Raw genomic sequence first — 26816 nt, 5'->3', positions numbered from 1 at the left:
CTTATCCGTCGCTGCTGAGCATGGCAATCCGTGCGTCGAGTTCAGCATCCGTCAGCTCTTCCAGTTCATGTTTCACCGTCTGCTTGTCGTTGAACAAACCCAGATGGCGAGCGAGACTATCAAGCGCCGCCTTCTTATCCAGCAGCTTGACCTTCCTGATAGTCGACCCCTCGCCCGCTGCCAGCTCCGCCACATCCATGGCGGTCAGCACCGCCGCCGAATCCGCATCCAGCTCCAGCACTTTTTTCAAGCGCCCATCGGGATGAAACAACCGCCTTGGATCAAAAAAAGCAATGCGCGCATATTCATTCAGCACCCTGTCCTGGCTGATCTCCGTACGCTGCTGGCGGGCCGCCATACGCTCCGCTATCGCCTCCGCCACCGCATCGACCTTCAGCAGGCGATGCGCCCCGCTAGCCGCAGCGGCCGCGTTGCGCGAGGCAAAACCTGCGCGCAGATAGGCCGCCACGCCGTTCATATCCACCAAGTACTCGTCCACAAACCGTTGTCGCCTGGGCGACAGTTTTTGGGCATTCACCATGTCCACCCTGCCCGCAGGCGAGGATCCAGGCGCGAATCCTGCGCCAGCAGCTCCGCCCCAAGGCGTAGTCGGCCTATATCCCGCTCCAGCCAGATACCCGCCACACGCTGCCGCGGTGACCAGCTCAGGCCTGCAGCCCAGGTGCTGGGTGGCGCCGACAAGCGCATCGGTGTCAGCGGCATGTCCAGACCAGCGAGCACCTCGCCGTCAGGTGAACTCGCCACCACACGCTGCCCCCCCTCCGCATCCCGCACCAGGCTCACATCAACCTGTACCGGGTCACACAGGCAGTCCAACGCAAAAGCCGCTTCCGTCGGCCGGGTTTCAGGCCGTACATGCAACTGGATACGGCGCTCCTCCACGCTAGCCGCTGGCAAGGCATGCACAGGCTTGCCAGCCTTGGCAATTGGCTGCCTCGCCAATACCAGCGCACCGTCAGCCTGGCGCACGGCCGGCGCAGGCGTCATCACCTCGCTCCGCTCAACCTCACCAAGCAGCCAATAGCCCAGCAGCAGACCCACTCCCACCAGGGCCGTCAGCAGCACTAGCACGCCCCCTAACTTCAAATACGCCCAGGCCTGATTCATCAAAGCACTGCCCTCCCTTCGCATACAGCCCGCTCATGCGCCCTGCGCCTGACCAGCCCTGGCCACTGCCGGCCCCCCGCGTAGGTCCAACGGCTCAGCTCCGCACAGGCACCCATCAAATCCCCCGCCTTCGCCTTGCGCACCAAGGTAGATCGACAAAGCTGGCGCCCACCCACATTGAAGGCAAACGAAGTCAGTGCCGCCTGCATCCCCACTGGTAGCGCCACCGGTATGCAGCGCGCCACATCCGCCATGGCAACACGTGTGCCCGCCACCAGCATGCCGGCACATTCTTCAGCGCCATAAGCCCTTCCCATCCGCACGGCAGCACCTGTTTGTCCAAAACAGGCGGTTGGCACCCCAACCGGGTCCAGATAAGCCTGGCGTACCTCCCCCTCATGCGGGTCAATCAGCAAGGCGGCCAGCAGCAAGCTCCCTGCCGCTCCTGCAGCAATCAAACGCCCGCGCAAGCTCATGCCCGCCTCCGCAACCAACGCCCAATCCTGCGCAAGCAGTTAGCACCACCAAACTTGTCACGCCACAGCACCAGCAACTGCATCACCGTGTAAAGCAAAGTCACCAACAGCACCAAGTCAGACAACTGCAGGCCTGCCAATGTCATCGCACCAACCGATACCGGCGGTGCCGCCTTGATCGCCTCCAGCCCCACGTCGTATGTTCGTTGATCCATCCCTCATCACCCTCCAGAAACGCAAACGCCCAATCCGGTTGGCATCAACTGGATTGGGCGCAGAAACGAAAAAACCCGGCACAAGGCCGGGTTTTTGTCGCACTTATTGAAAGTAACGAATCGATGATCTCACACTTCATGCCGCAAGGCAAGTACCCAGCGCCGATTGCGAACTCAATACATTAATGGGATGTGACGGATTGGGCAGCACCGAGAAGACCCGGACCGGCAAACGCAGCCAGGATAGCCCCCATCACCGCTACGAAGGCGCATCCCGGCGCGGGATAGCCACAACGAAACGGTTAGTGCCAAGAGCGGCAGACACAACCCAGCCTAGGGCCCTGCTGCGCAAGCACAGCAATCAGGCGCGGAAAGCTCGCAGCGCCGAGGCAGATGCGCGGTCTTCGTAGCGCCGAATGTCGCCAAGGCCAAACCCGCTGCCGTCCATCTTGCCACCCAACCAAGCTTGCCGGCACGCGCTACGCTGCCAGCAATGCCTGATACAACCATCGCAGGAGGTCTCATGAACCGTCACATCGCGCTACAGCTACTCCTGTGCAGCAGCATGGCCCAGGCCGCCATCACGCCAGATCAACTGTTCGACTGGGCGGAGATCCAATACTACGCACTGTTTCCAGGCAACAGCAGCACCGCACAATACGAAGGTTATACCTATCGCTATTACCCTCAGTCCAACAACTACCTCGCCGTCAAAGACGGGGACATCTGGGTACTAGGCACCATCGCCAGCAGCCCACTCAAGATCGCGCCGGTAGCCGACTACCAATGCCAGGTTCTGCCTGACGTGTGTGTAGACAACATCACCCGGTCCGCACTGACCCATGCCGTCACCAGCTTCTCCCAACTTTTCAGCCAAGGCCATCCCAGCGCCGATCAACTGACGCCTTTGCTTGCCGACGACTTTCTGCATAACGACAAGCAACGCAGCACGCACATCGCCGACCTTATCGGCGACGCCGATACCCTAGGCATGCAGTTTGCCAATGTACAGGCTCAAGCCCTGTCAGGCGATCTGGCCACAGTCAGTTTCGATGTATTGGATGCACTGGGCACCCTGCAGGAGCGGGTGTATGGCATGCAGCTGCGTAAAATCAACCAGCAATGGCTATGGCTAGGCAATCAGCAACGATTCGAGACAGGCGCTTGGGCACAGGCCTTACGCCACAGCCGTAACAATGCGGCAGCCACCCTGAGCCAAGGGCTGGAGTTCTCTATCATTGACGCCGATGCCAGTAACAGCAGCGATATCAGCCACGCCATCATTACCGGGCCAGGCCTGCCTGTCGCCGGTCTCACCTATGTGCCCGGTACAGGCGGCGCAGGCAATCAATGGGTCACCACCTTTACGCAGCCAGGCGGCACCGCCAGCATCACCTCGCCCTACTATCAGATCAACAACGACACCACCATCCAGCGCATTCCCAACGCCGCCATCTATCAGATGCAGTTTTACCGGGCCGATGCCAGCCTCGCCTACACCTATCAGGCCCATATCCTTCAGCGGCCGCATCTCGGCGCCTAAGCGCTTGCCCTCAGCTATCCCGACTTCAGCCCCGCCAGCCAACAGGCCTTTGCAAGCTATCTGGGTGGCGCAATCGCCATCAGCGGCACCGCACCTGCAGGCATAAAGTACGTATGGGCCTATCTGAAACTCGTCGGCAATGCTGGCACAAGCCAAGCCAGCGGCGACTACGCCATCAGCGAACAAAGCTTCACCGCCACCGATCTAGGCCCCCAGATCAGCAGCATGCAAACCGTAACAGTGCGCAACAGCCGCATCTCCTACCGCGACAGCCACTATCGCAGCATCATGACTGAATACTATTTGGGACCTTGACCGCCGTCGCCGTCCGCCGCCCGCGCACCCAGCAAAGCGCCATAGCCCAGCTACACTGGTCTGATGAAAGCACCTTGGCACCCCGCCTCGTCCATGCGGTCCTCATGGCGCTGCTGCACGGCTGCCCTGTGCCTGCTCAGCCTCGCCTGTAGCCATGCCTTGGGAGCTGAAAGCATCATGCTCAAAGTGCCATCCCAAAGTGGTACCGAACCCAAGTACCTCACACTGCCCGATGGCAGCATAGGTGGTATTTGTATTGATGTACTTAGGGCAATAGAACGACTGGAGCCCACCATCCGTTTTAGCGGCGACCAGGAATTGCAACCCGCCGCACGTATCGAAGCCTCGATGGCAGCGGGCTCGATAGATGCCGAATGTGGCCTCTCCAAAACACCCGAGCGAGAGGCCCGCTTTATCTACGCTGAACCCGCCCTGTTCCAGGTCCGCTACCACTTGGTAGCCCGTGCCGACGATGCCACATCCATCCAGCACTGGGACGATGTACGCAAGCTAGGCGATAGCGGCATCATACTCACCATCCATGGATTCGGCCCGGTCAGCCGCCTGCGGGCCCTGGGCGGTTTGCAGATAGACTCCAATGCCAAGGACACCCCCACCAATCTACAAAAACTACTGGCTGGTCGCGGGCGCTTTTTCTACCACCGCCTGCCCGGCATCAAGGGCGATATACGTAAACTGGGGCTGGAAGGAAAAGTGCGCATACTGCCCACCGTCATGGATCGCCAGGCCTTCTATTTGACGTTTGCCCGGCATGTACCGCCGGCAGTCATTGATCGGATCAAAGCAGCGCTACGCCAGCTGGAGCAAACCGGCGATCTCAAGCGCCTCGCCGATAAATGGGATGACAACTAGGGCCTACACTGAACCTGCACACGCCAGCGCAGGCACCCGGGTGCTCACTATGGCGGCAACTCAAACAACGGCCCGACCTTGATTGAGCCCCACCCCTACCCCCGCCCGCCGGCGGGGAAGCTGGCTTCTAAGCCTCAGCTGTAAACCTTCACAGCATTCCCTATGAACCTGTGCGCGACGCCTCTTGAGCCGGCCGCAGGAGTTCGTCGAATCGATGCGCCACCGCCTTCAGAGCAGCCGTGTATTGCGTATCCAGCTCAGCCCACACCGCGTGCTTGTAGCGATGCGCCGTCGCTGCCGAGCAACCCGCCATGCCTGCCAGCTCCACCTCCGACCCCGCAGTCGCCCCCTTCTGGCTAACAGGTGTCATCCACATCCTTGCCGCATAGCGCGCCGCCTGAAAGCCATACTTGCCCGGCACACTGTCCGCCGCCGCAATACTCATATTTTCGCGCATGGTTGGGTTGAACAAGCCAAACACCACGCACTTTTGCCCCACCGGCAGGCTAGAAAGAAAAGCCATCACAACTGCCGCCTGAGCATGCTTGTCATGCGCCGACATTCCTACCGGCCCGCCTCCCCGCACCTCGGCCGACCCCGCGTCATAGCATCGCGCACTACGCAATATCGGACGCTCGCTCGTCTCAAACGCCCACGCCAACAGATGTGCCGCCGATTTGAATTGCATGCCTTCTCTCCTCATTCCTGTGAGTACCATCGCCTCAATTCGGGCGCTACACCCCCATCAACTGTACGTCATTGCGTACCATAATTCAACACAATGGGCGCGCATTCGTACTTAATATGCAAGACAATCCGGCAATGCGTACTTTATCCGAACGAATGCAAGCAGCCGCCGATGCTGCGAAGGTCTCGCAGGCCGACATCGCACGCCACCTGAGCGTATCGCGCTCAACGGTCAACCAATGGTTCAATGGCCGTGCGCACAGCCTCAGTGCAGACTATGGCGCGCGTGTTGCCAGCTTCCTGAACGTCAATGCGCTCTGGCTGTCCTCAGGCAAAGGCCCCATGCGGCCGGGAGAAATACCCGCAGGCGCAGCCGTTGCTGCGTACAACGACTTCACCGAGCTGGACGAACAGCGCTACGTCAAGGTCCCCAGCTACGATGTGGGCCTCTCTGCCGGAAATGGCAACCTGGCCTGGGTTGAGCATAGCGAGGATGACCCATTGGTATTCCGTGCCAGCTTCTTCAAGGCGCGGGGGCGTAAGCCCGAGAATGCCAAGGCACTCTATGTACGTGGCCGCTCCATGGAACCCGAGCTGCGCGATGGCGACACCGTTGTCATCGATATCGCCGACACCCGCATCGTTGATGGTGAAGTCTATGCCGTACTGGTTGGCGACCAACTCTTCATCAAGTTCGTTGATCGCCTTACCGATGGCATCCGCCTGCGCTCGGCCAATCCCGAGTTCGCAGCCCAGGACATACGCGGCGACGACCTGGAGCGCTTCAGGGTGCTGGGAAAGAAGTTCTGGCGCGCAGGCTGAACGCAGGCCCATTCATCATCCTCCCTACAGTGATACCCATGCTTCATATACAAGCAGAAGATCCCGCATCCCCCGATGCCCAGCGATTGATGGACGAACTCTCGGCTGTGCTCGCACACATCACCGGCGATAGTGGGCGAGCCTCCTTCGACGCGGATGATGTGCGCGCAGCCAATGCCGCCTTTGTGATCGCCCGCAACAACACAGGCCAGGCCGTCGGCTGCGGTGCCTTCCGTCCCCTGGGTGACGGCATTGCCGAAATCAAGCGCATGTATTCCCGGCCCGGCCATCAAGGTGTAGGCTCGGCCATACTTGCCCACCTTGAAGAGCGGGCGCGTACCCTGGGCTACCAGACACTCTGGCTGGAGACCCGCAAGGTCAACGCGCGAGCAGTCGGCTTCTACCGCGCTCGTGGCTTCCAGACCATCGACAACTACGGCAAATACATCGGCAATACCAAGGCCATCTGCTTTAGCAAGCAACTGGGCTGATGCTTAAACGCCGCCGCAAGCGCACAGACCGAACCGTTCACCATCAACGTCCGGGAAAAATAACTGCAAGGCCCCCTGCCACGGGGGTAACCTGTCCGCCCGATTGGATTCAGCCGTGCCGCTGGTCTAATCTCACTTGATCCAACATCCATCGCAGTCCGCTTTATCCGGAGTCCCCATGACCGCCTCACGCAGTCTTCTCAGCCTTATCAGCCTGGCCCTGGCTACTGGTGCGTTTGCCCAAGCCCGCCTGGATGGCGCCCTTCAAGCCATTGCCCGCAATCCTGCCCTGCAAGCCCAGGTCATTCCCGCCAATGCCGGCAGCAAGCCCAATATGGTGCCTGCGCTGCTGCGCTTTGAAGGCAAGGGCCTGGATGGCGCACGCGCCAGTGGCGTCACAGTGCGTAGCGTGCTGGGCGATATTGCCTCTGTAGAAATCCCCAGGAATAAACTACGGCAGGTCGCCAACCTGCCCGGCGTCATGTTCATCGAGGCGGCGCGCAAGCTCAGCCCCAAGCTCGACAGCAGCGTCGCTGCCACCAAGGCCAATACCCTACGCAGCGGCACAGGCTTCAACCTGACCGGTGCGACCGGCAAGGGCGTCATCGTCGGCATCATTGATGATGGCATTGACTACCGCCACATGGATTTCCGTAAGCAGGATGGCAGCACTAGGCTGCTACAGCTGTGGGATATGCGTGCCAGTGGCGCATCAGGCGCGCCTCCCAGCGGCTTTACCTATGGCGGTATCTGCACGGCGGCCATGATCAACGCGGCCATCCAGGGCAACAGCACCATGTGCCGGCAACCGTCCAGTGGCGGCCACGGCACCCATGTTGCCGGCATCGCGGCTGGCAATGGTCAGGCAACGGGGGGCGCCATGGCCGCCTTCCGCATGGTGGGCATGGCGCCCGAGGCCGACATCGTCTCGGCTAATGCCATAGGCAGCGGCGTCGCAGCCAGCAACGCCGTGGTCGATGCCGTCAGCTATATCAAGCAGGTCGCCAGCCAAGCTGGCAAGCCCGCTGTGGTCAACCTGAGCCTGGGCAGCTATTTCGGCGCGCGCGACGGCACCTCCAATTATGAGCGCGCCTTGTCCAACGCGGTCGATGCCGGCTTCATGATAGTTGGAGCCGCCGGTAACGAAGGCGATGCGAAGATACGCGCCAGCGGCAATATCAGTCAGGGTGAAACCGTCACCGTAGGTTACGAGGTCCCTGACGGCAACCAAACCTATTACCTGGAAATGTGGTACCCCGGTACTCAGTCGTTCAGCGTACGCGTCACCGGCCCAGGCGGCATTGATTGCGATAGCGGCCTGATTGCCGTCAATCAGTCCATAGACAAGGAAACCAGTTGCGGTCAGATTGTGGTGGCCTCCACCGACACCCTGGCCAGCAACGATGACAGACAGATCTACATTACGCTGAATCCCAGTGTCTCCGATGTTACCGTTGGCAAGTGGGGCATCTCAATTACAGCCAACTCGCTCGGCGGAGCCCCAGGTCGCTTCAGTCTCATCGGTGGAGAGGACGCCAGCGGCGGCACCTTTACCGATCACACCGACAATGTCACCAGCGAGATCATCACCGACACCGCCTCGGCCACCAATGTCCTGGGCGTCGCAGCCTATGTCACCAAGCGTAGCTGGAAAGCCATAGACGGCAGCACCTACAACGTTCCGGACGATGTCGTAGGCGACATCACCGGCTTTTCCAGCCGTGGCCCGCGTCGCGACTGCAGCAACTTGGCCAAATGCCCCGCCATCATGAAGCCGGAAATCACCGCGCCCGGCGCGACCATTTTTGCAGCCTTGGCCCAGGACGATAACGATGTCGCCGAAAGCAGCACCGATCCGGATGGCAAACATGTAGGCAAAAGCGGCACCAGCATGGCCACGCCACATGTCGCCGGCGCCATCGCCCTGCTGCTGCAGAAAAAGCCCAACCTGACGCTCGCCGAAGTCAAGCAGGCCCTGCTGGGTCATGTCCAGACCAATGGCTTCGTGGGTACGCTACCCGTTTACAATGCTCAGACCCTGCTCCCGCAATCACCCAACTACACCTGGGGCTACGGCATACTCGATGTCGCTGCCGCCTATAACGCCATCAGTTTTGGCCCCACTTTCTCGCTGGCACGCTCGGCCACCGCAACCGAAGTCAGCTACAACGCCACCGTCCAACCCGGCAGCGCCGACCTGGGCAAGACCGTCAATATTTATATCGGCGTGCAGGTAGGCAACAACCTCTTCCTGCGCAATGGCAGCAACTGGGAACTCTACGCCCCGCCCGCCATTCCAGTGGCAAGCACCGCCGTCGCCAACACCAGCATTCCGGTGCACATTGCCACCATCCCCCTGGGCGTCAACAACGACCTCATTGGTTCGCAGATCTATGTGGGCTACGGCAACAGCGTCGATGAAATGCTTAATGGCAAGGTTGCCATGCCAGGCTTCGTGCAGTAATCGCACATAGTTGATACGAAACCAGGGCGCTTCTTCCACCAAAGAAGCGCCCTGATCATGTGTGGATTCCACCAGCGTAACCGCTGCATTGCAAAGAGAACGATCGTTCACCATAATGGTGCTGCCATAGCTTGGTGTCTATCCGCGGTCTCTTTCCTACCCCAGCCATGCAGCGCCCCACGCTTGCCCCTCTCTACTACCTCACCAACTTCCACAGGGCGCTGGGCTGGATTAGCGAACGCTATGGCGACTTGCTGGGTGATCAAGAGCAGGCGTTCATCGCCGCATTTCAGCAGCTGCCTCTCCCCTCCCAAGCACTGCTCGTTCGGCTGGTCATGCGCAAGGGGCCGCTGTTTCTTGCCAGCAAGCTGCATTACCCCGAAATCGGCTGCATCCGTTCTGCCGCCGCCCCGCTCACCAGCGTGGGCTGGCTGGATACCAAGCCCGAACTGAGCCTGCCCCAGCTGTTTCAGCTATTGACCCGGGCCGATCTTGCACAAGCCTTGCCGGCTGGCCCCGCAGGTCAACGCAAGGATGCCTGGCTGGCCGAGCTCAGCCCGCAATACCCAGAGCCGCGCCCATTGGCAGCCTGGCACCCCACCACCAGCGATACCGTTTACGCAATGCAAGTCACCCCAATTTGCGAGCGCCTGCGGCTCATGTTCTTTGGCAATCTGCACCAGGATTGGTCGGAATTCGTGCTCACTGACCTGGGTGTGTTCCAGTACGAAAAAGTCCCATTCAGTCCCCATTCGCGTGCCTTCCAGCATCGCCAGGAAATAGACGACTACCTCCACCTGCACGATTGCCGCCAGCGCCTACACCAAGGCACGGCCATCACCGAACTGCTGGACGCCATTCCCTCCCAGCCGTATGGCAACCCTTGGCTGGAGAGTCGCCGCGCCAGATTGTTATTCCAGCTGGCACAACAAAGCGAAGCCGACGATGCGGCGACTGCCCTGGCGATATACCAACGCAGCAGCCATCCCGGCGCCCGCGCCCGGCAGGTCAGGCTGCTGGAGCGGCAGCAGCAGTACACGACGGCCTATGCCTTGGCCACGGCCGCACAGCAACAACCGGAAAGCGACGCCGAACTGCAACAACTGGCGCGCATGCTGCCACGGCTGGCCCGCAGGCTGGGCCAGGCCAAGCCGGCACCCGCGCCAGCCTTGCCAGCGCCGGAACAATGGCTGGAGCTGCCACGCCCCGAGTCCGGGCAGGCTGTCGAGCTGGCCGTGCGCGATCATCTCCATCGCATCGACGCCCCGGTACACTATGTCGAAAACACCCTGCTGAACGGCCTGTTCGGCCTACTGTTCTGGCCAGCCCTGTATGCCCCCTTGCCCGGCGCCTTCTTTCATCCCTTCCAGGCCGCCCCTGCAGATCTTTATCGACCGGATTTCCAGCAACGCCGGGCGGCAATATGTGCGCAATGCTTCGCCGAACTTGATAGCGGCAGCTATAGAGAGACCTTGCGGCAACGCTACCAGGAAAAAGCCGGCCTGCAGTGCCCCTTCATCCACTGGCCCTGGCTTACGCCCGATCTGCTGGAGCAGGCCTTGGCCGCCATTCCGCCACAGCACCTCAAGCTATTGTTTCAACGCATGCTGGCCGACCTCCAGGCCAACCGTACAGGCCTGCCCGATCTGATCCAGTTTCAAGCAGGCCACCCAGGCTACCGCATGATCGAAGTCAAAGGCCCAGGCGACAAGCTGCAAGACAACCAGAAGCGCTGGCTGGCCTACTGCCTGGCCCACGACCTCCCAATCAGCGTGTGCTACGTCCGCTGGCAAGCAGGTAGCGAGGCGGACACACCGTGAGCTACACCATCGCCGTACGTGCCTTGTGTGAATTCACAGCCAAGGCCGGCGACCTCGATCTGCGCTTCACCCCCGCCCCCACGGCCCAAGAGGGCATCACCGGCCACCAGGCTGTCACCGCACGACGGGCCAGCGGCTATCAGGCCGAAATCAGCCTGTCCGGTCAATACCAGAACCTGCTGGTTCGCGGTCGTGCCGATGGCTACGACCCAGGCAACAATCGGCTGGAGGAAATCAAGACCTATCGTGGCGACCTGGCGCGCATGCCCGCCAATCACCGGGCGCTCCACTGGGCGCAGCTCAAAGTCTATGGGCACCTGCTCTGTCAGCAGCGCCAGCTCAAGCAACTGGAACTGGCGCTGGTGTACTACGACATCAACCGCCAGAAAGAGACACTGCTGACAGAGACCTTTAGCGCCGCCAGCCTGCAGCAATACTTCGAAACCCTGTGCGGCCGCTTTACCGCCTGGGCCGAGCAGGAACTGCAGCATCAGCAGCAACGCAACCAGCAATTGCAGCAGCTGGGCTTCCCTTATCCGCATTTCCGGCCAGGCCAGCGCGATCTGGCAGAGGCCGTCTACAAGGCAGCCAGCACGGGTCGCCATCTGTTGGCCCAAGCCCCCACCGGCCTGGGCAAGACGGTAGCCACCCTGTTCCCCCTGCTCAAGGCCATGCCCGTCCAGCGGTTGGACAAGCTGTTCTTTCTGACGGCAAAAACACCCGGCCGTCGACTTGCCCTCGATAGCCTGTCACTGCTGCAACAGGGTATGGCCGGCGGCTCCCTGCGCACGCTGGAACTGGTCGCTCGCGACAAAGCCTGCGAGCACCCGGACAAAGCCTGCCACGGCGATGCCTGCCCGCTAGCCCAGGGCTTCTACGACCGGCTACCCGCAGCCCGCGCGGCTGCCGTTGGCTTGCAGCTGCAAGATCAGGCAAATTTGCGCGGTATCGCACTGGCCCACCAGGTCTGCCCCTACTACCTGAGCCAGGAGATGGCACGCTGGAGCGATGTCGTCGTCGGTGACTACAACTATTATTTCGATACCAGCGCCCTACTCCATGGCCTGGCTCAGGCACAACAATGGCAGGTGGGCGTGCTGGTGGACGAGGCCCATAATCTGGTGGACCGTGCGCGCAAGATGTACAGCGCCACGCTCGATCAAGCGGCATTCCGCCTGGCCCGCAAGCAAGCCCCCAAGGTGCTACGCAAAACGCTGGATCGCCTGCACCGTAGCTGGAAAACCCTCACAGACGCCCAGCAAACCCCATACCAGGCCCACCCCACACTGCCCGATACCCTGCTCCACCCCCTGCAACAAGCCATCAGCGCCATTACAGATCACCTGGTCGAGCAGCCATTGGGGCTGGATCCAACGCTACAGCAGTTCTATTTCGATGCCCTCGATTTCACCCACCTGGCCGAGGTCTACGACCTGCACTCCCAGTTCGACAGCACCCTGAGCGGCACGCATAGCCGGCAAGCCAACAGCATCCTCTGCCTGCGCAACATCCTGCCCGCCCCGTTCCTGCAGCCGCGCTTTGCCAGTACCCGCAGCACCACCCTGTTCTCCGCCACGCTGAGCCCCTGGCACTATTACGCCGACACGCTGGGCCTGCCACCCGACACGGGCTGGATCAATGTCGATTCTCCCTTTCAAGCCAGCCAGCTGCAGGTACGCCTGGTCAACGACATCTCCACCCGCTATCCGCACCGTCAGGCCTCGCTCGCGCCCATCTGCAATCTGATCGCCCAGCAATACCACCGCCATCCAGGCAACTACCTGGCCTTCTTCAGCAGCTTCGACTACCTGCAGCAGGTCAGCCACGCCTTCCAGTCCCGCTACCCCCTCATCCCCACCTGGCAGCAGGCCAGACGTATGGATGAAAGCGAGCGGCAAGGCTTTCTTGCGCATTTTGTCCCCGGCGGACAAGGCATAGGTTTCGCCGTCTTGGGCGGCGCCTTCGCCGAGGGCATAGACCTGGCAGGCGACCGGCTTATCGGCGCCTTCGTCGCCACCCTGGGCCTGCCGCAATTCAATCCCGTCAACGAGCAGATCATGCAGCGCATGGGCACCCTGTTCGGCACAGGCTACGAATACGCCTACCTTTATCCTGGTCTGCAAAAAGTGGTACAGGCCGCCGGCAGGGTAATCCGCACCCAGCAAGACCAAGGCTACGTCTACCTGATCGACGATCGTTACTGCCGCCCAGAAATACAGGCCCTGCTACCAACCTGGTGGGACTTGCAGCTAGCCTCAGCCACGCAAGCGCAGGCGGGGCCGATTGAGCCCTTCCAGCGTGAACGCCAGTTGCCCACCGAGCATGGCGGTCGATAGCTGATGGAAATGCGCGCAGTCGCAAGGCAGGTAATAACGCGCCAAAGCCGCCACCGGTGCATGCAATATCAAACCCATCAGATGCTCTATGGTGCCGCCATGGCAAACCACAATCACATGCCGGTCGGGGTGCGCCAGCAACTGTTGCTGCAGGTGGCCAAACCAGCTCGCCACGCGCGCCCGGTGCTGGGCCACGCTTTCCTCGCCCATCAAACTGCACTCAGGGGCAAGCAGGCCATCCTCCTGCAGTTGCTGCGATAGGCGTCCTGTCAACTGAGGGAAGGCATCAAAACTACGCTCCGCCAGGCTGGCCTCATACTGTATCGGCACCTGCAAGCGCTCTGCCACACAGGTGGCCGTCTCACTCGCACGGCGTATCGGGCTGGCATACAGCAGGCATTCCCCGCCCAGCCCAGCCAGCGCCTCGGCCAATGCCGTGGCTGCAGCCCAACCCGATGCCGTCAGCCCGTTCTCTGCATCCGCCAGCAAAGGCAGATGAGCCTCTCGCACTACTGACATCGGCTCTGCATGTCTTGCCAGCACCAACATTCCCTCACCTCATGTAGTTCAGTAATTCTGATTAATCCGCTCAAAATAAACCGCGTTCATTCCTGAAGGCATCTTGCCATACTGCAGCCACCCCACTCATCAGGGCGTGGCATTACCCGCCCAGTCCCATCAAGGAGCCTGCCATGGCAAAAGTCGCAATCGTCTACCACAGTGGTTATGGCCACACCAAGAAAGCCGCTGAGGCCGTCCATGCGGGCGCCGCCAGCACGGGGGCCGAAACCAGCCTGTATGCCATTGATGCCGAAGGCAATCTGCCAGACGGCGGCTGGGAGGCACTGGAGGCCGCCGACGCCATCATCATGGGTTCGCCCACCTATATGGGTAGCGTGTCCTGGCAGTTCAAGAAATTTGCCGATGCCAGCTCCAAGCCCTGGTTCGGCCAGAAATGGAAGGACAAGATCGCCGCAGGCTTCACCAATTCCGCCACCATGAATGGCGACAAGCACTCCACCCTGCATTACCTCATTACCCTGGCCATGCAGCACAGCATGATCTGGGTAGGCAGCGGCATGATGCCCTCCAATAGCAAGGCCGCCCAACGTAACGACCTCAACTATGTTGGCTCCTTTGCAGGTCTGATGACGCAATCCCCTTCCGACGCCAGCCCCGACGAAGGTCCGCTGCCTGGTGATCTGGAAACCGCACGGCAGTTTGGCGTACGTGTCGCCACCTACACCCAGCAGGTGAAGGGCTAAACCGCCACAACGCAGCCAGAAGCGAAACGCGCTGGCGATACGCCCCACCATCGGGCCCATCGCCAGCGCAATGCTTACCTGCAACCGCGAACCAACCCCAGCCTAACGACGTTGGCTAGGCGCGCGAGGACAAGCTCGCACAGCAACACCAGAAGGGTTGGTATCAGCGCGCCTTCACTGCAGACACCAGGTACATCACTGCAGCACCACCATACCAATAGCGCCCCGACTCCAGCAGTGCGCGCAACCGCGCATGGCGCGCATCGACATCGGCCGCATATGTCCGAACGAAATCAGCGTCCTCCCGGCTTAGTGCAGTAACCCAGCGCGCCACATGGCTATCCCATAGTGCCACCCGCTCCGGCAACATGCTCTCGCGCAAATCCGCCAGGTCAGCCTGCGCTTCCTCGCCCCCATAGGGCGCCAATACCGGCGTGGCCTTGTCCGAGAGATAACTCTGAACCTCGGCAAAGCCCACCTGCCGGAACAGGCTAGCCAGCCCATCCCCCAGTGAAGAGTCGCCTTCGCCCACCAGCCGCTTGCCCGTCTCGCACAGCAGGCGGTAGCGATATGCCGCCAACCGCTCCGCCGGCGTCATGCCTGCCTCCAGTGCACTGGCCATGCCAGCATTGGCCAAATTGCTCGGTTCGGCACATATCACCCTACCTCCCGGCTTGGCTACCCTGTGCATCTCCCGCAACGCGGCCAAGGGGTCAGCCAGATGTATCAGCACCGTCTGGCAAGTCACTAGGTCAAAGCTATCGTCGGCATAAGGCAGGCAAACTGCATCACCCTGGCAGAACACCAGGCTAGCCCCTTGCTCGGCAAATCGGCGCTGCAGCGCCGGGTCGCCCTGCGACCATTTGATATCGCGATCCAGGCCCGTAATCTGCGGCTGGTCCGCCAGATAGGGCAGCAGCAAACGGCTCCAGTGGCATTGCCCGCAGCCCACATCCAATACTCTGCGGTAGTGCTGCAACTGCCAGCGCCTGGCAATCAGCTGCAGAAAGTCCGCGTTCCACCAGAAATCCCGATAAGCCCCAAAGTATTCCTCGGAGTGCCCCAGTGCGTTGTGGGCATGGGTAGATACGGCAGCCGGCGTGGCCGGTGTCAAAGATGAAGTCATATTCCTGTCCTGTAGAGACGCAACAACACCGCCATCGCAAGGCAATGGCGTGCAAAAAAACAGCGATCTCAACACAGGCATTACATCGGCAGACCCATCCAGGCAAGGACTCAGACCCTGCCATGCTAACAGGCAGACGGCCATATCGACCTACATCAGGTTTCAGCCCGCACGCCAGTGTGTGTCTCCAGCAACCTCCACCGCCAAGCCAGAGTTTGGTACGGGTGAGCCACCTCGACTCAGCAGGCATTTGATGTGCACGGCGTATTTCTATCTGGCCACGTCATGCCACGCAGACTTCTGGCTTCTGGAAGCGCCCACCTGCATCTATGCTGAATCAGGCGCCACCACCCAGGAATCGCATTGGAACACCTCAACAGCCTGAAAACCGCTATTGCCCTCGCCCTGCTGGGTGCTGCCGCCTTGCTGCTATACAAGCTGATTACCGGCATAGACGCGCTCTGGAACGACCCGGCATCACACGCCATCATCGGCTACTTTGCCTCGCTCAGTCCTGCCGACAACACTGTCCACAGCCCCAATGGCAACATCGTCCTGTCCAAGTCCATAGTGGTGTTTCTGGGTGGCGCACTAGCGGTCTTTATCCTCGGCGTACTGGCAGGCGTCATCAACAGCCTGGTGCGGGGCGCCATTGCCCTGCTGGGGGCCGATCTCGAAAGCCGGTTTCAGCAGTTGCTGCAAGCCATCAATGCACAACGCCCAAAGTGAGGCTGGCGTGGGCGGGTACGAGCTGCCGCTATCGCGGCCCTGTTACATTCCGTTTCAACGGTAAACAAACCGCAGACCTGCTTGTCCCACGCCGACACCGGGCACTATCTTGGCCGCACTTACTACCAAAAGTTTGCCGCCATGCGCCCCCCATTGCTTGCCTACCCCCTGATGCTGTTCGCCCTGCTGTTATGCAGCCCATTGCATGCAGCAGTCCAGACGCTGGAAACCAATTGGTACGACCCTGTCCGCCAACGCAGCATCCCGCTCAAAGCCTATCTGCCTGAGGGCAAGGCGCCCGCGCCCACCATCCTGTTTTCCCACGGATTGGGTGGCTCGCGCGATGCAGCGGTTGACTGGGTCAGTTATTGGGCCGAGCACGGTTTTACCGTGCTGGTGCTGCAACACCCGGGCAGCGACGCCTCAGTTTGGCAAGACAAGCCCGCCAAAGACCGCCGGGCCAACCTCCGGCATGCCGCCACCGCACACCAGTTACTGGAACGTTTGCGTGATGTCAGCTTTGTCATCGACTACCTGGTCGAGCACCGGCAGGATGCCGTAGCAAGCCGGGTAGACCTGCTGCGGCTTGGGGCCAGCGGCCATTCCTTCGGTGCCGTCACAACGCAAGGGCTCGCAGGCGAACGCTATCCCATGGTGGGCCTACGCTTTGCCGATCCACGCCCGCTCGCCTTCCTGGCCTTCAGCCCGTCCTTGCGTAACGACAGGGAGAGACGCCACAGCCAGATGATACGCCCCATGCTGCTGATTACCGGCACCGACGACCAGGATCCGCTGCACGCCGAACGTACTCCAGCCGATAGAGCCGCGCTGCTTGACCACCTCCCACCAGGCGACAAATACCGACTGGTGCTGGATGGTGCCGACCATGCCTTTCTCGGGGGCCAACAAAGGGGCAAGGTCAATGGCGATGCCACGGCCCAACGCAAGCTGGTACAGGAGGCCAGCCTGCAATTCTGGCGTGCCTACCTGCTGAATGACACACAGGCACAGCAGTGGCTCAAGCAAGCTGCGCCCGGTACGACCCGGCAACTCAACGCCAGTTGGGCCACCCGCTGATGAAGGGCAGCACCCAGCCCAGGCACCGGGCGCTTGAACTCGCCTCAGCCGTGGGTTATATCTTGCTCCCGGCCAAGCACTGGCAACGACACCGCAACAGGAAAGCGCATGAGCAACCGCAGCCTGAACCTCGACGACACCCTGTACCAATACCTGTTGGACCATAGCCTACGCGAACACCCGGCCCAGCTCGGGCTGCGGGAAGCCACCCGCAGCCACCAGGCCGCAGGCATGCAGATATCGCCGGAGCAAGGCCAGTTCATGGCCATGCTGGTCAAGCTGCTGGGGGTACGGCGTGCCATCGAGATAGGCGTCTTCACCGGTTATAGCGCCCTCAGCGTCGCGCTCGCACTACCCGATGATGGCTACCTGCTGGCCTGCGACATCAGCGACGACTACACCCGCATCGGCAAGCCGTTCTGGCACGACGCCGGCATCAGCCACAAGATAGACCTGCAACTGGCGCCTGCGCTCGACACCCTGGATCAGCGCCTCGGCGCAGGCGAAGCCGGCCAGTACGACTTTGCCTTTATCGATGCCGACAAGGTCAGCTACGACGCCTATTATGAGCGCTGCCTGCAACTGCTGCGCCCCGGCGGTCTCATTGCCATCGACAACGTGCTGTGGAGCGGCGCCGTCGTGCAGCCATCGCAAGAGCCCGACACCCAGGCACTGCAAGCGCTTAACCGCAAACTGCACGCCGACACGCGCATCGACCTTTCCATGCTGCCCTTGGGCGATGGCTTGACCATGGCGCGCAAGCGCTAAGGCACCCCATGCAGACTGCAGCTATCCAGGTACGGCCGGCCACGCTGGCAGACTGGCCCACACTCAAGGCGCTACGGCTAGCCGCACTGCTGGATGCCCCCAAGGCTTTTGGCATCAGCCACGCCCAGGTCGCCAACGACAGTGACGAGCAATGGCAAGCCCGCGCCGGAGCACAGGCAGGTCCCACCTTCTTCCTGGCCTATGCCCATGAGCAAGCCATTGGCCTCGTCGGCGGCGTGGTGCATCCGCAAAGCCAGGCATACCACCTGATCGCCATGTGGGTAGCCCCAGCGGCGCGCGGTAGCACAGCGGCCAGCAGTCTGGTCCAGGCCGTCATCAACCATGCCAGCCAGTTGGGTCACAGCAGGGTTGTACTCTCCGTTTCGCCCACCAACGAGCGCGCCTGCCAGCTCTACCAGCGCATGGGTTTCAGCTTTACCGAACAGACCGAAACCCTGGCCAGCCACCCCGAAATCACGGTGCAAGTCATGGTCAGGGAGTACTAAGAGCTGCTAACAAAACCCTTCTGGCGTTGTTGTGCGAGCTTGCCGGACCCACGTACTGTCTGCTGCGCGCGCCATCTCTCGCACGCCTAGCCAGAACCGCTACGCTGAGTTTTGGTAGCCGCTCTCAGCACCGCCACCAGGCATGCTCGAAGCAGCCTCGGCTACATCCGCCGGGGCCGGCAGCAACCTCCTGCGGCCCGCCCAGGCTATGGCTATCGCCAGGCAGATCAAGCCCATCGCGACAGCAAACGTCATCTGCATACCGGCCGCTACCGATACAGCGGAGGCCAGCGTGACATCGGTCGCCCTTGCCCCGTAAGCAAAAACAGCCCCCATCAACGAAGCGCCCGTAATCAAGCCCAGGTTGCGCGACAGGCTAAGCATGCCCGAGATGACACCTCGCTGGTCGGGCCTGGCATCCGCCGCCACCGCCGTATTGTTAGCAGTCTGGAACAAGGCATAGCTGGTCGTGATGATCACCAGCGGTACAACATAGGCAACGGCTCCCAAGGCCGGCGGCAGCAGCCACAGCATGCTACTGCCCGCGGCCATGCCCGCTAGGCCCACCAGCGTCAGCGGCGGCGCACCCAAGCGATCCACCAGGCGACCGGCAGGCACCCCGCCAAGCGCCGCCGCCGCAGGCCCGGCCGACATGAGCAGCCCCACCAGCATCGCATCCAGCCCCAGCGTACGGGCCAGATAGAATGGCCCGACCACCAGTGTCGCCATGATCACCGTGGCCACCAGCGCGCTGGTGGTCAGGCCTGCGCTCAGCACGGGGTCACGGAACATGCCCAAGCGTATCAACGGCGACGCAACCCTGGTTTCCAGCCACACGAAAAAGCCACCCGCTACCAAGGCCAGCAGCAGCAGCCCCCCATTGCGCCAACCCGGCCCGCCCTGCCCTGCTGTCATGGCCAGCGCATAGGCCGCCAGCGTCACCGCCAGCAGCGACATGCCCCCAAAATCGAAGTCACGCAGATTTGCCCTGGGGGCCAAGCCATCCCCCGGCAGGTAGCGATACGCCAGCAAACCGGCCAATACGCCCAAGGGCAGGTTGAACCAGAATATCGCCCGCCACCCCAGCTCGGCTATCAGCAAGCCCCCCAGCGAAGGCCCGAGCGCCGTCCCGATGGCCGACATCGAACCCAAAAGCCCCATGGCACTGCCGCGCCTCTCCTTGGCTACCGCCTCGCCCACCAGGGCCAGGGCAAGCGCCATCATGATGGCCGCACCCAAGCCTTGCGCCACCCGTGCAGCAATCAAGGCCCCCAGCGTAGGCGCAGCACCACAAAGCGCCGAGGCCGTGGTGAACAGGCCTATCCCCACCAGCAATAGCCTCCGGCGACCGATGACGTCGCCCAGCCATCCAACGCTGACGATCAAGGTGGTAATGGCAATGAGATACGCCAGCACCACCCACTGCACCGCCTGGAAAGAAGCCTGGTAGGCCTGAGCCAACGTCGGCAAGCCCACACTGGCAATGCTGGTGCCTAACGAAGACAGCAACATCGCCAGCGCCAGGCTAACCAGCGCCCAGTCCACCGCAGCCGGCCGACGCCCAGCCGCCCCTACCGCATCACCTGCTTTTACCCTTGGTTTCAACATGAAAGCCGCCTCCGATTGCCACTCGCCATACACCGCGATCACAAGCAGAGACTAGCCCCCCGTCACCCATGGCGGAAGGCGCAGCATTTGCACTTTATTCATGCATACAACGCCACACCATGTCTGTTCTGCGCTATCGTCAACCCATGTCCACGCCCGATCTCAACCTGCTCACCACGCTCGATGTCCTGCTGGCGGAAGGCAGCGTCGCCCGCGCCGCACGCCGCCTGCGGCTCAGCCCCTCGGCCATGAGCCGAGCCTTGGCACGATTGCGCGAAACCACCGGCGACCCCCTGCTGGTTCGCGCCGGGCGTGGCCTGGTGCCAACACCAAGGGCGATCGAACTGCGCGAGCGCGTCAGCCAGCTGGTGCAGGATGCGCAAGCCGTATTGCGGCCGGCCGAGCAGCCCGATCTCAGACAGTTGGTACGCACCTTCACCCTGCGCTCGCGCGACGGGTTCGCCGAGAATTTCGGCCCAGCACTCATGGCCCGCATCGCCGATGAGGCGCCCGGCGTACGCCTGTGCTTCATGCAGAAAACAAGCAAGGACAATGCACCACTGCGCGACGGCAGCGTCGATCTCGAGACGGGTGTGATAGGCGAGGCCACCGGCCCTGAGCTGAAAGTCCAGACCCTGTTCCGTGATCGCTTCATCGGGGTTGTCCGTGCGGGGCATCCGCTAAGCCAAACCGAGCCGACCGCCGCGCTTTATGCTGCCGGCAGGCACATCGGTATCTCGCGGCAAGGGCGGGAACAAGGCCCTATCGATGCAGCGCTGGCATCACTGGGGCTGGAACGCCAGGTCGCAACCATAGTCAGCGGTTTTTCCACCGCCTTGGCACTGGCACGTCATGCCGACCTGATCGCCAGCGTGCCCGAACGCCATACCGGCAATCTGCGCGCGGGCATGCACAGCTTCGCACTACCCATCGCCCTGCCCGAACTCACCATCTCGCTGATCTGGCACCCCAGGCTACAGGCCGACCCCGCCCACCGCTGGTTGCGCGAATGTGTACTGGCCGTGTGCACGGCAGAGCTCGGCAGCACCGGCATACGCTGATACCGCCAGAGACAAGGTCACAACGGCTCGCCCGCCAGCAGGATGGCACGCACCTGCTCGTAGACCTTGAGCCGGGCATAGTCGGCCTCGGTAGGCTGGCTGATGCGGCCCAGATCCATATTGTCCGCCACGTCGGCCAGCTTTACCCGCCGCGCAATGGGGTTAGCGGCCGCTCTATGCGCCGCCGCAATACGCGACTCCCCCTCGGTCTTGGTCAAGGCCGTCACCGCGTCCAGCACGGCTTGCGGAAAGCCAGCCAAGGCCAGCTCCTCCAGCGTGACCGCCGTATCCTCAACCACATCATGCAGCACAGCCGCCATGCGCTCGTCAGCCGTCGTTACCGCCAGCATCAGACGCAAGGGGTGCAGTATATAAGGCTGCCCCGCCTTATCGACCTGGCCCTGGTGTGCCGTCGCCGCAATGGCAATCGCCCGTTCAAGGGTAGACATATCAATCCTTCCTGCTCACAAGAATTCCGGTCGCGCCGCTAAGAGCCTGCCTCTACCTGAGTTTAATCGCACCACTGGCAATCACAATGCCAGTGTCCAGGCTGCCGCCAGCCGGATACCCACACCATGCGCTATACCTCAGTCTGGCGCCCCTGTTCGGCACCCATACACTCAAGGAGTCGAGGAAATCATGAAGATCACCCCCTGCCTGCTGGCAGCCGCCCTCTTGGCCTGCACCAGCGCATCTGCAGAAGAAACCCACTGGAGCTACCACGGAAAACACGGCCCCAAGCATTGGGGCGGCCTCTGCAACAGCGGTCACGAACAATCACCCGTCAATATCGACACCGCCCGCGTAGAGCATGCCCTATTACCTGATATCGAATTCAACTACCACGACAGCAGCACGCAAGTCGTCAACAATGGCCACACCGTCCAGCTCAACTACGATAGTGGCAGCAGCATACGGCTGGGTCAGGACGAATATCGCCTGTTGCAGTTCCACTTCCACACACCTGCCGAAGAAACCGTCAACGGCCAGCGCTACGACCTGGTTGCCCACCTGGTGCACAAGAATGACGCGGGCCAGTTGGCAGTCGTTGCCGTCCTGCTCAATACCGGCAAGGAGAATGCCTTCCTCAAACAGTTCTGGCACAAGATTCCACCACCCAAAGAGACCGCCACAGACGACAGCCGTATCAATGTCGCCAAGCTGCTGCCCGCCATAACCCGCTATTACACCCTGCCAGGGTCATTGACCACCCCAGCCTGCAGCGAAGGTGTGCGCTGGCTGATATTGAAGGTGCCGGGCAGCCTGTCACGACAGCAACTGGCTGACTTCAAAAAACACTACAAGATGAATGCCAGGCCCGTTCAAGCCCTGAACCAGCGCACCATCCAGGTCGGCTGGTAGCCCCCGGGCGGGCCGGTTTGCCCGCCCGCCTCCCTCGCGCAACACGAAACGTACAACTCGTACGAATATTTGACATTAAGTACATTTTTTCGTACAATCTGTTCATCGATGTCGCCATGTCATCGTGCAGCAAGCCCCTCGTAGCCGCAGCACCGTAGTCTGGTGTACCACCTAAAGCGGCAGGCGTACCGACACAAAGGCGGATGGGGAAGGTGGGGGATTTATACGTTACACGTGTACGTTTTTATGAACACATTTTGAACACATATCGTACAAGCGCCATCGGTCGCCAAACACCGTGCAGCCTGAGCTGCGTGCCGCCGGCCACACCTTGCCGGCAAACCAGAACGCGTGCCAGGCGCGCGGTCCGGTTTTCTGGCAAGCGCACCCTACAGCGGCCGACGCCCTCAGCCAGTGCCTTGCCCTTGCAAGGCCTGGCGTGCAACTGGCACGCCAGGCCCAGGTAGGCCCCCCCATCAAGACGGAGATATCCATGTCAGCCCTCAGCCACATTGCCCGCAGCCTGATCGAAGCCACCGCCGAGCTGGAAGCCGACAACCGCCTGGCAGAGCTACGCCACATCGCCAGACTGGCCAGCCAGCAACTGGGCCTGCAGCACGCCGAAATCGACCGCCTCAATCAAGCCATGAAAGGCATGGGGCCACTGGATGCCGGCATGCCCGCCCTGGATCAAGCCCTCCGCACCGCCCGCAACGAAGCCAGCCGCCTGCAAAGGCTCTATGGCAGCGCCAGCGCCAAGGCCGATCGCTACCAGCGCGAAGTCTGGCAACCACTGTTTCTCGGCACAGGTGCCACCAGTAGGCAAGCCAGCTGCCACGCCAGCATCGCCTTGGAACAACAGCGCGCCCACCAGCAGGGCGATATGTACCTGAGTGGCGACTGAGCACCTGCTCAACCCATGGCGCCAGCCATGAGCTTAAGCCTTTATTAAGCGCAGCCAATTCAAAAGTGGCGACGAGCGTCAGCGATTCATCACAGGCCCTTGAACAAACCCACACTCACAACGGAAGAGGAGAAATGAATGCCCGCATGGCTAGATAGACAATCCCAACCCCCTCCCCCCAAAGCCGCGTCCAACGCGGCTTTTTCTTTGCCCCCACCCGCCAGGCACACACCAGGGCGGGAGGAGGAAGGCTTCTGGATCGGCGGGGCCCGTGATCTAGCAGGCGCATGGACCATAGGTTCCAACGGCCTCCTGCATGGCGCCGGCTGGCTGGTCGGCAAGCTCGGGGCCGACGAAGTCGGCGCCGACATGATGGAGATGGGGCGCAGCGGCATGCAGTATGGCCAGGCCCTGCTCAGCGACCTGGGCTACAACGCCATGCAGTCCGATGAACTCAGCCTCCACAAGCTGGGCCTGGCCGGTGTGCAATCGCTGCCCGGCATGGCAGTGGGCGGCGCCGTCGCAGCCCCCATTACCCTCACCGCCCGGGTAGGCGGTACGGCCCTGGCCGCGCGCACACTTGCCTCACAAGGCGCCCTGGGCAAGGCCGCAGCGCGCATCCTGCAGCTGCCCAAAGGTGCGGAGCTGGCCAAGGCCTTGCCCGCCGTGGTCGGCAACAGCGTAGCCGAAGGCAGCCTGGCGGCCATGCAAAGCGGCGCCGAGGCCTACGACGAAATCATGCAGGCCGACCCGTCCCAGCTCGATCAATCACCGCAATTCCAAAAGCTGCTGCAAACCCTGGGCAGCGTCGACAAAGCGCGCGCCGCCATGGCAGACAGCTACGCCACCCATGTGGCATGGCGTACCGGCCTGAGCACCGGCGCCCTCAGCGGCCTGTTCGGCACTACGGCACTCGTCAGGCAAGGCGAGAAGGTAATGGGCCGACAGACTGCCGTACAGGCACTAGCCCGGGTAAGCCGCGAGCTGGTACAGGAGTCGTCAGAAGAAGCCGTCCAGAGCGGCGCGGAGCAACTGGCCAAGAATCACGCCCGCCAACAGGTCATCGACCCCAAGCAGTCGCTGCTGCAAGGCGTTGCCAAGGCCGCCCTGGAGGGCGCAGCAACAGCGGGCCTGCTCGGTACAGCCAGCCGTGGCGCCAGCAAGCTAGGCAGCGTGGCTGCGACCGCCATCCATACCCCAGCACCAAGGGCGGTCAACACTGTCACGCGCCCTGCTGCTGTAGACCAGGAAAACCAGGCCACCACCGAACGCCGCGCACCTGAAGCCACCAGCGCCACCGCCGGCCAGATTCCTGACCACCGCCGCGCCGCCGACACGCAAGCAGCACCTGCTGGCAATACAAAGGCCACTTTCTCGCGCACCCAAGCGACGCCCCCAAGCGAGGCGGAATCTCCCGCAGCCACCACACCCAGCGCCCGGACAACCACGGCTGACCGTAACACCGGGCAAGTTGCTGCTGCCGCCCGCCATACGCCACAGCGCCGCGTCACGGTGGAGGAGAGCGCCAAGCCTCCCGCCGCAAGCGAGGACGCACCTGCCCAATCCCCCACCCCACAAGCAGCTCAGCCCCACCCTGCCGATCCCCTCACCCAACCGACGGCGGAAGACGCATCCAGCCCAGCCCCACTTCACACCAGTGACAGCAGCAACGCCCCTCAACTGCTCCCGCAGACCTCCCTGAACAAGGATGGCACCCTGCTGCTGCATGGCGAAAAGGCCCAGCTGCAAGCGCTGATGACCAGCCTGAATCTCCAGCACATCCGCTCGCAACCCCACACCGATGGCTTGCTGATAGGGCGCAAGCAGGTAGCGCTGGTACAGCAGACACTGCTACAGCTGCAGCAACGGCCCACCCAGCCCAAGCCGCCACCGCGCCCACCGGCCCAGCCAGCCGGCCCGGCGCTGCCCGATACACTCGACACCCCCACCCAGGCTACCGTGGACGCCGCCTGGCAGACGCTGAATCAGCACGACGAACTACGCAAAGCCCATGACTACATCCAAAAACAGGAACAAGCCGGCGACCTTGCCATCGCCGCCCTGGCGCGCAGCGTCGACACCAACCAGCCAGGCCTCACCGGCACTGCGCGCAGTGCCGCCATCCTGGCACTGGCCGCCCGTGGCGACATCGACTACGAGAAGGACCTGGGCAAGCATGCGCTGAACCTGGCAAATCGCACCCGGCTGGCGCTGAGAGAGGCAGGCATCAGCAATCGCTGGGTAGGCAGCCACAAGAACGCCGACATACTGCAGGCGCTGAACCAGCAACACGCCGCCCCCACGCCAGCGCAACTGATCACCAGACCAGAATCCCCGCCGGCCCGTCAGCACATCTATATCCAGAATTTCAACGAATACATCGCCGTCAGCAAACAGCCCTTGCAGCCCAATACCATCTATCACTTCGACGGCATGGAATTCGAAACCGATCATCTAGGCCGTTCGGTCAGCACTCGGGGTAAGGTCGACGTGAAAAAGCGCGGCAGGCGCATGAAGGTCTTGGACCGCCTACTGGGCAAGGGCAAGGAGGCCGACAGCCATGATGTCGGATTCCACCGTGGCGGCGATGCCCTCGGCTTCCCCGGTGGCCCGCTCAATGTCGTGCCCGGCAATGGCAAGCCCGATAAGGACAAATTCCCCAACAAGAAGAACCTGAACCAAGGCCCTTACAAGCAGCTGGAGCTGGAACTAGCCAGGCTGGCCAAGGCCGGCAAGCAGGTGCATTGCAACTTCAGCATGGAGTTCGATAGCGACAACCTTCAAGGGAGGCCTGATCGCTTCGTGGTAAGCTATCAGGTAGACGGTGGACCCGCGATCACGCACTATTTCCTGAATCAACCAGGAGGATAAAACACTGATGGAAAACGAGATTTTTCAAGACATTACCGACCTGGTGCTGGACGCCATCGACGCCCAGGGAAAAGATTGGCATGCCTTCGTCATCAACTACCGGGTCGACGATCAGCAGAGCGATTGTGTCAACACCTTCATTACCCAGGAACAAGGGCAGTGGAAGGAAATATCCCTGCCCCCTATCAAAGGCCTGGATCAATCCCTGCGCAAGCTCCGAACCCTGCAGTCACAAGGCGGTCGCTCGCCCTTCACCAGCTGCAACCTGCATGTCACGATAGACGGCGACTTCAACACCCAGTACGGCTACGACCCCATAGACTGGGAAAAGCGCCTGGGCTGGAACTTCGACATCCCCAATCGCTAGCC

At 61.8% G+C, this 26816-nt stretch carries 26 protein-coding genes; 17 read left to right on the top strand and 9 right to left on the bottom strand.

Going from position 1 to position 26816, the window contains the following annotated elements:
- Position 1 precedes the first annotated feature (1 nt).
- The 4 genes from QWZ03_RS03710 to QWZ03_RS03695 are packed head-to-tail and all read right to left on the bottom strand — an operon-like array spanning position 2 to position 1819.
- Positions 2-541 carry a terminase small subunit gene (locus QWZ03_RS03710; RefSeq protein ID WP_290331520.1) on the bottom strand — a complete coding sequence of 180 codons (540 nt, stop codon included), beginning with the start codon at positions 539-541 and terminating at the stop codon, positions 2-4.
- On the bottom strand, positions 535-1128 hold the full coding sequence (locus QWZ03_RS03705; RefSeq protein ID WP_290331519.1) for a hypothetical protein: 594 nt from the start codon (positions 1126-1128) through the stop codon (positions 535-537). The genes QWZ03_RS03710 and QWZ03_RS03705 overlap by 7 nt, the downstream gene beginning before the upstream one ends.
- The gene (locus QWZ03_RS03700; RefSeq protein WP_290331518.1) at positions 1128-1604 is read right to left on the bottom strand and encodes a lysozyme; all 477 of its coding nucleotides are present in this window, start codon (positions 1602-1604) and stop codon (positions 1128-1130) included. Before QWZ03_RS03700 ends, QWZ03_RS03705 begins: the two co-directional genes overlap by 1 nt.
- A complete protein-coding gene (locus QWZ03_RS03695; RefSeq protein ID WP_284197080.1) occupies positions 1601-1819 on the bottom strand; it encodes a hypothetical protein in 219 nt (72 codons plus the stop codon). The genes QWZ03_RS03700 and QWZ03_RS03695 overlap by 4 nt, the downstream gene beginning before the upstream one ends.
- Positions 1820-2342: 523 nt before the next feature.
- Between QWZ03_RS03695 and QWZ03_RS03690 the strand changes: the two genes are divergently transcribed.
- Positions 2343-3362 carry a hypothetical protein gene (locus QWZ03_RS03690; protein WP_290331517.1) on the top strand — a complete coding sequence of 340 codons (1020 nt, stop codon included), beginning with the start codon at positions 2343-2345 and terminating at the stop codon, positions 3360-3362.
- A 492-nt stretch (positions 3363-3854) separates the two neighbouring features.
- On the top strand, positions 3855-4550 hold the full coding sequence (locus tag QWZ03_RS03685) for a substrate-binding periplasmic protein (RefSeq protein ID WP_290331515.1): 696 nt from the start codon (positions 3855-3857) through the stop codon (positions 4548-4550).
- 160 nt (positions 4551-4710) lie between these two features.
- Here the strand turns inward: QWZ03_RS03685 and QWZ03_RS03680 are convergent, their stop codons facing one another.
- A complete protein-coding gene (locus QWZ03_RS03680) occupies positions 4711-5238 on the bottom strand; it encodes a hypothetical protein (protein ID WP_290331514.1) in 528 nt (175 codons plus the stop codon).
- Between the two features lie 134 nt (positions 5239-5372).
- Here QWZ03_RS03680 and QWZ03_RS03675 point away from each other — a divergent pair, with 134 nt between their 5' ends.
- The 5 genes from QWZ03_RS03675 (at position 5373) to QWZ03_RS03655 (ending at position 13170) form a co-directional block, all read left to right on the top strand.
- Positions 5373-6059, top strand: coding sequence for a LexA family transcriptional regulator (locus QWZ03_RS03675; RefSeq protein WP_284197077.1), 687 nt, complete (start codon positions 5373-5375; stop codon positions 6057-6059).
- Between the two features lie 38 nt (positions 6060-6097).
- A complete protein-coding gene (locus QWZ03_RS03670; RefSeq protein ID WP_290331513.1) occupies positions 6098-6550 on the top strand; it encodes a GNAT family N-acetyltransferase in 453 nt (150 codons plus the stop codon).
- Between the two features lie 178 nt (positions 6551-6728).
- A complete protein-coding gene (locus QWZ03_RS03665) occupies positions 6729-9014 on the top strand; it encodes a S8 family serine peptidase (RefSeq protein ID WP_290331511.1) in 2286 nt (761 codons plus the stop codon).
- A gap of 167 nt (positions 9015-9181) precedes the next feature.
- Entirely contained in the window at positions 9182-10834 is a 1653-nt protein-coding gene (locus QWZ03_RS03660) for a VRR-NUC domain-containing protein (protein WP_290331509.1), read from the top strand.
- The gene (locus tag QWZ03_RS03655; protein WP_290331508.1) at positions 10831-13170 is read left to right on the top strand and encodes an ATP-dependent DNA helicase; all 2340 of its coding nucleotides are present in this window, start codon (positions 10831-10833) and stop codon (positions 13168-13170) included. Before QWZ03_RS03660 ends, QWZ03_RS03655 begins: the two co-directional genes overlap by 4 nt.
- Here the strand turns inward: QWZ03_RS03655 and QWZ03_RS03650 are convergent.
- On the bottom strand, positions 13090-13719 hold the full coding sequence (locus tag QWZ03_RS03650; RefSeq protein ID WP_290331507.1) for a histidine phosphatase family protein: 630 nt from the start codon (positions 13717-13719) through the stop codon (positions 13090-13092). The two genes, QWZ03_RS03655 and QWZ03_RS03650, sit on opposite strands and share 81 nt — an antisense overlap.
- 143 nt (positions 13720-13862) lie before the next feature.
- Between QWZ03_RS03650 and QWZ03_RS03645 the strand changes: the two genes are divergently transcribed.
- On the top strand, positions 13863-14435 hold the full coding sequence (locus QWZ03_RS03645) for a flavodoxin family protein (protein ID WP_290331506.1): 573 nt from the start codon (positions 13863-13865) through the stop codon (positions 14433-14435).
- A 163-nt stretch (positions 14436-14598) separates the two neighbouring features.
- Here QWZ03_RS03645 and QWZ03_RS03640 read toward each other — a convergent pair whose 3' ends face one another.
- On the bottom strand, positions 14599-15561 hold the full coding sequence (locus QWZ03_RS03640) for a class I SAM-dependent methyltransferase (protein ID WP_290331503.1): 963 nt from the start codon (positions 15559-15561) through the stop codon (positions 14599-14601).
- 363 nt (positions 15562-15924) lie between these two features.
- Here QWZ03_RS03640 and QWZ03_RS03635 point away from each other — a divergent pair, with 363 nt between their 5' ends.
- The 4 genes from QWZ03_RS03635 (at position 15925) to QWZ03_RS03620 (ending at position 18641) form a co-directional block, all read left to right on the top strand.
- The gene (locus QWZ03_RS03635; protein ID WP_290331502.1) at positions 15925-16290 is read left to right on the top strand and encodes a hypothetical protein; all 366 of its coding nucleotides are present in this window, start codon (positions 15925-15927) and stop codon (positions 16288-16290) included.
- An 81-nt stretch (positions 16291-16371) separates the two neighbouring features.
- On the top strand, positions 16372-17367 hold the full coding sequence (locus tag QWZ03_RS03630) for an alpha/beta hydrolase family protein (RefSeq protein ID WP_290331501.1): 996 nt from the start codon (positions 16372-16374) through the stop codon (positions 17365-17367).
- Positions 17368-17475: 108 nt separating this feature from the next.
- Positions 17476-18135, top strand: a complete 660-nt coding sequence (locus tag QWZ03_RS03625) for a class I SAM-dependent methyltransferase (RefSeq protein ID WP_290331500.1) — start codon at positions 17476-17478, stop codon at positions 18133-18135.
- Positions 18136-18143: 8 nt separating this feature from the next.
- On the top strand, positions 18144-18641 hold the full coding sequence (locus tag QWZ03_RS03620) for a GNAT family N-acetyltransferase (RefSeq protein WP_290331499.1): 498 nt from the start codon (positions 18144-18146) through the stop codon (positions 18639-18641).
- Between the two features lie 99 nt (positions 18642-18740).
- On the opposite strand, the gene QWZ03_RS03615 is transcribed toward QWZ03_RS03620, so the two are convergent.
- Entirely contained in the window at positions 18741-20249 is a 1509-nt protein-coding gene (locus QWZ03_RS03615; RefSeq protein ID WP_290331498.1) for an MFS transporter, read from the bottom strand.
- A 119-nt stretch (positions 20250-20368) separates the two neighbouring features.
- Between QWZ03_RS03615 and QWZ03_RS03610 the strand changes: the two genes are divergently transcribed.
- Positions 20369-21310, top strand: a complete 942-nt coding sequence (locus QWZ03_RS03610) for a LysR family transcriptional regulator (RefSeq protein WP_308447510.1) — start codon at positions 20369-20371, stop codon at positions 21308-21310.
- 17 nt (positions 21311-21327) lie between these two features.
- Here the strand turns inward: QWZ03_RS03610 and QWZ03_RS03605 are convergent, their stop codons facing one another.
- Positions 21328-21759: an HD domain-containing protein gene (locus QWZ03_RS03605; protein ID WP_290331496.1), complete on the bottom strand. Its 432-nt coding sequence runs from the start codon at positions 21757-21759 to the stop codon at positions 21328-21330.
- A gap of 190 nt (positions 21760-21949) precedes the next feature.
- On the opposite strand from QWZ03_RS03605, the gene QWZ03_RS03600 reads away from it, so the two are divergent.
- The 4 genes from QWZ03_RS03600 (at position 21950) to QWZ03_RS03585 (ending at position 26814) form a co-directional block, all read left to right on the top strand.
- On the top strand, positions 21950-22672 hold the full coding sequence (locus QWZ03_RS03600; protein WP_290331495.1) for a carbonic anhydrase: 723 nt from the start codon (positions 21950-21952) through the stop codon (positions 22670-22672).
- A gap of 493 nt (positions 22673-23165) precedes the next feature.
- A complete protein-coding gene (locus QWZ03_RS03595; protein ID WP_290331494.1) occupies positions 23166-23576 on the top strand; it encodes a hypothetical protein in 411 nt (136 codons plus the stop codon).
- A gap of 138 nt (positions 23577-23714) precedes the next feature.
- Positions 23715-26447: a DNA/RNA non-specific endonuclease gene (locus tag QWZ03_RS03590; protein ID WP_290331493.1), complete on the top strand. Its 2733-nt coding sequence runs from the start codon at positions 23715-23717 to the stop codon at positions 26445-26447.
- A 7-nt stretch (positions 26448-26454) separates the two neighbouring features.
- Positions 26455-26814: a hypothetical protein gene (locus tag QWZ03_RS03585; RefSeq protein ID WP_290331491.1), complete on the top strand. Its 360-nt coding sequence runs from the start codon at positions 26455-26457 to the stop codon at positions 26812-26814.
- Positions 26815-26816: the final 2 nt, after the last annotated feature.

Origin of the sequence: Chitinimonas viridis (genome assembly GCF_030409555.1) — a bacterium.
Classification (GTDB): Bacteria; Pseudomonadota; Gammaproteobacteria; order Burkholderiales; family Chitinimonadaceae; genus Chitinimonas; species Chitinimonas viridis.
The sequence above is the reverse complement of the archived record's forward strand: the minus strand, read 5'-3'. Positions and strand labels throughout refer to the sequence as shown.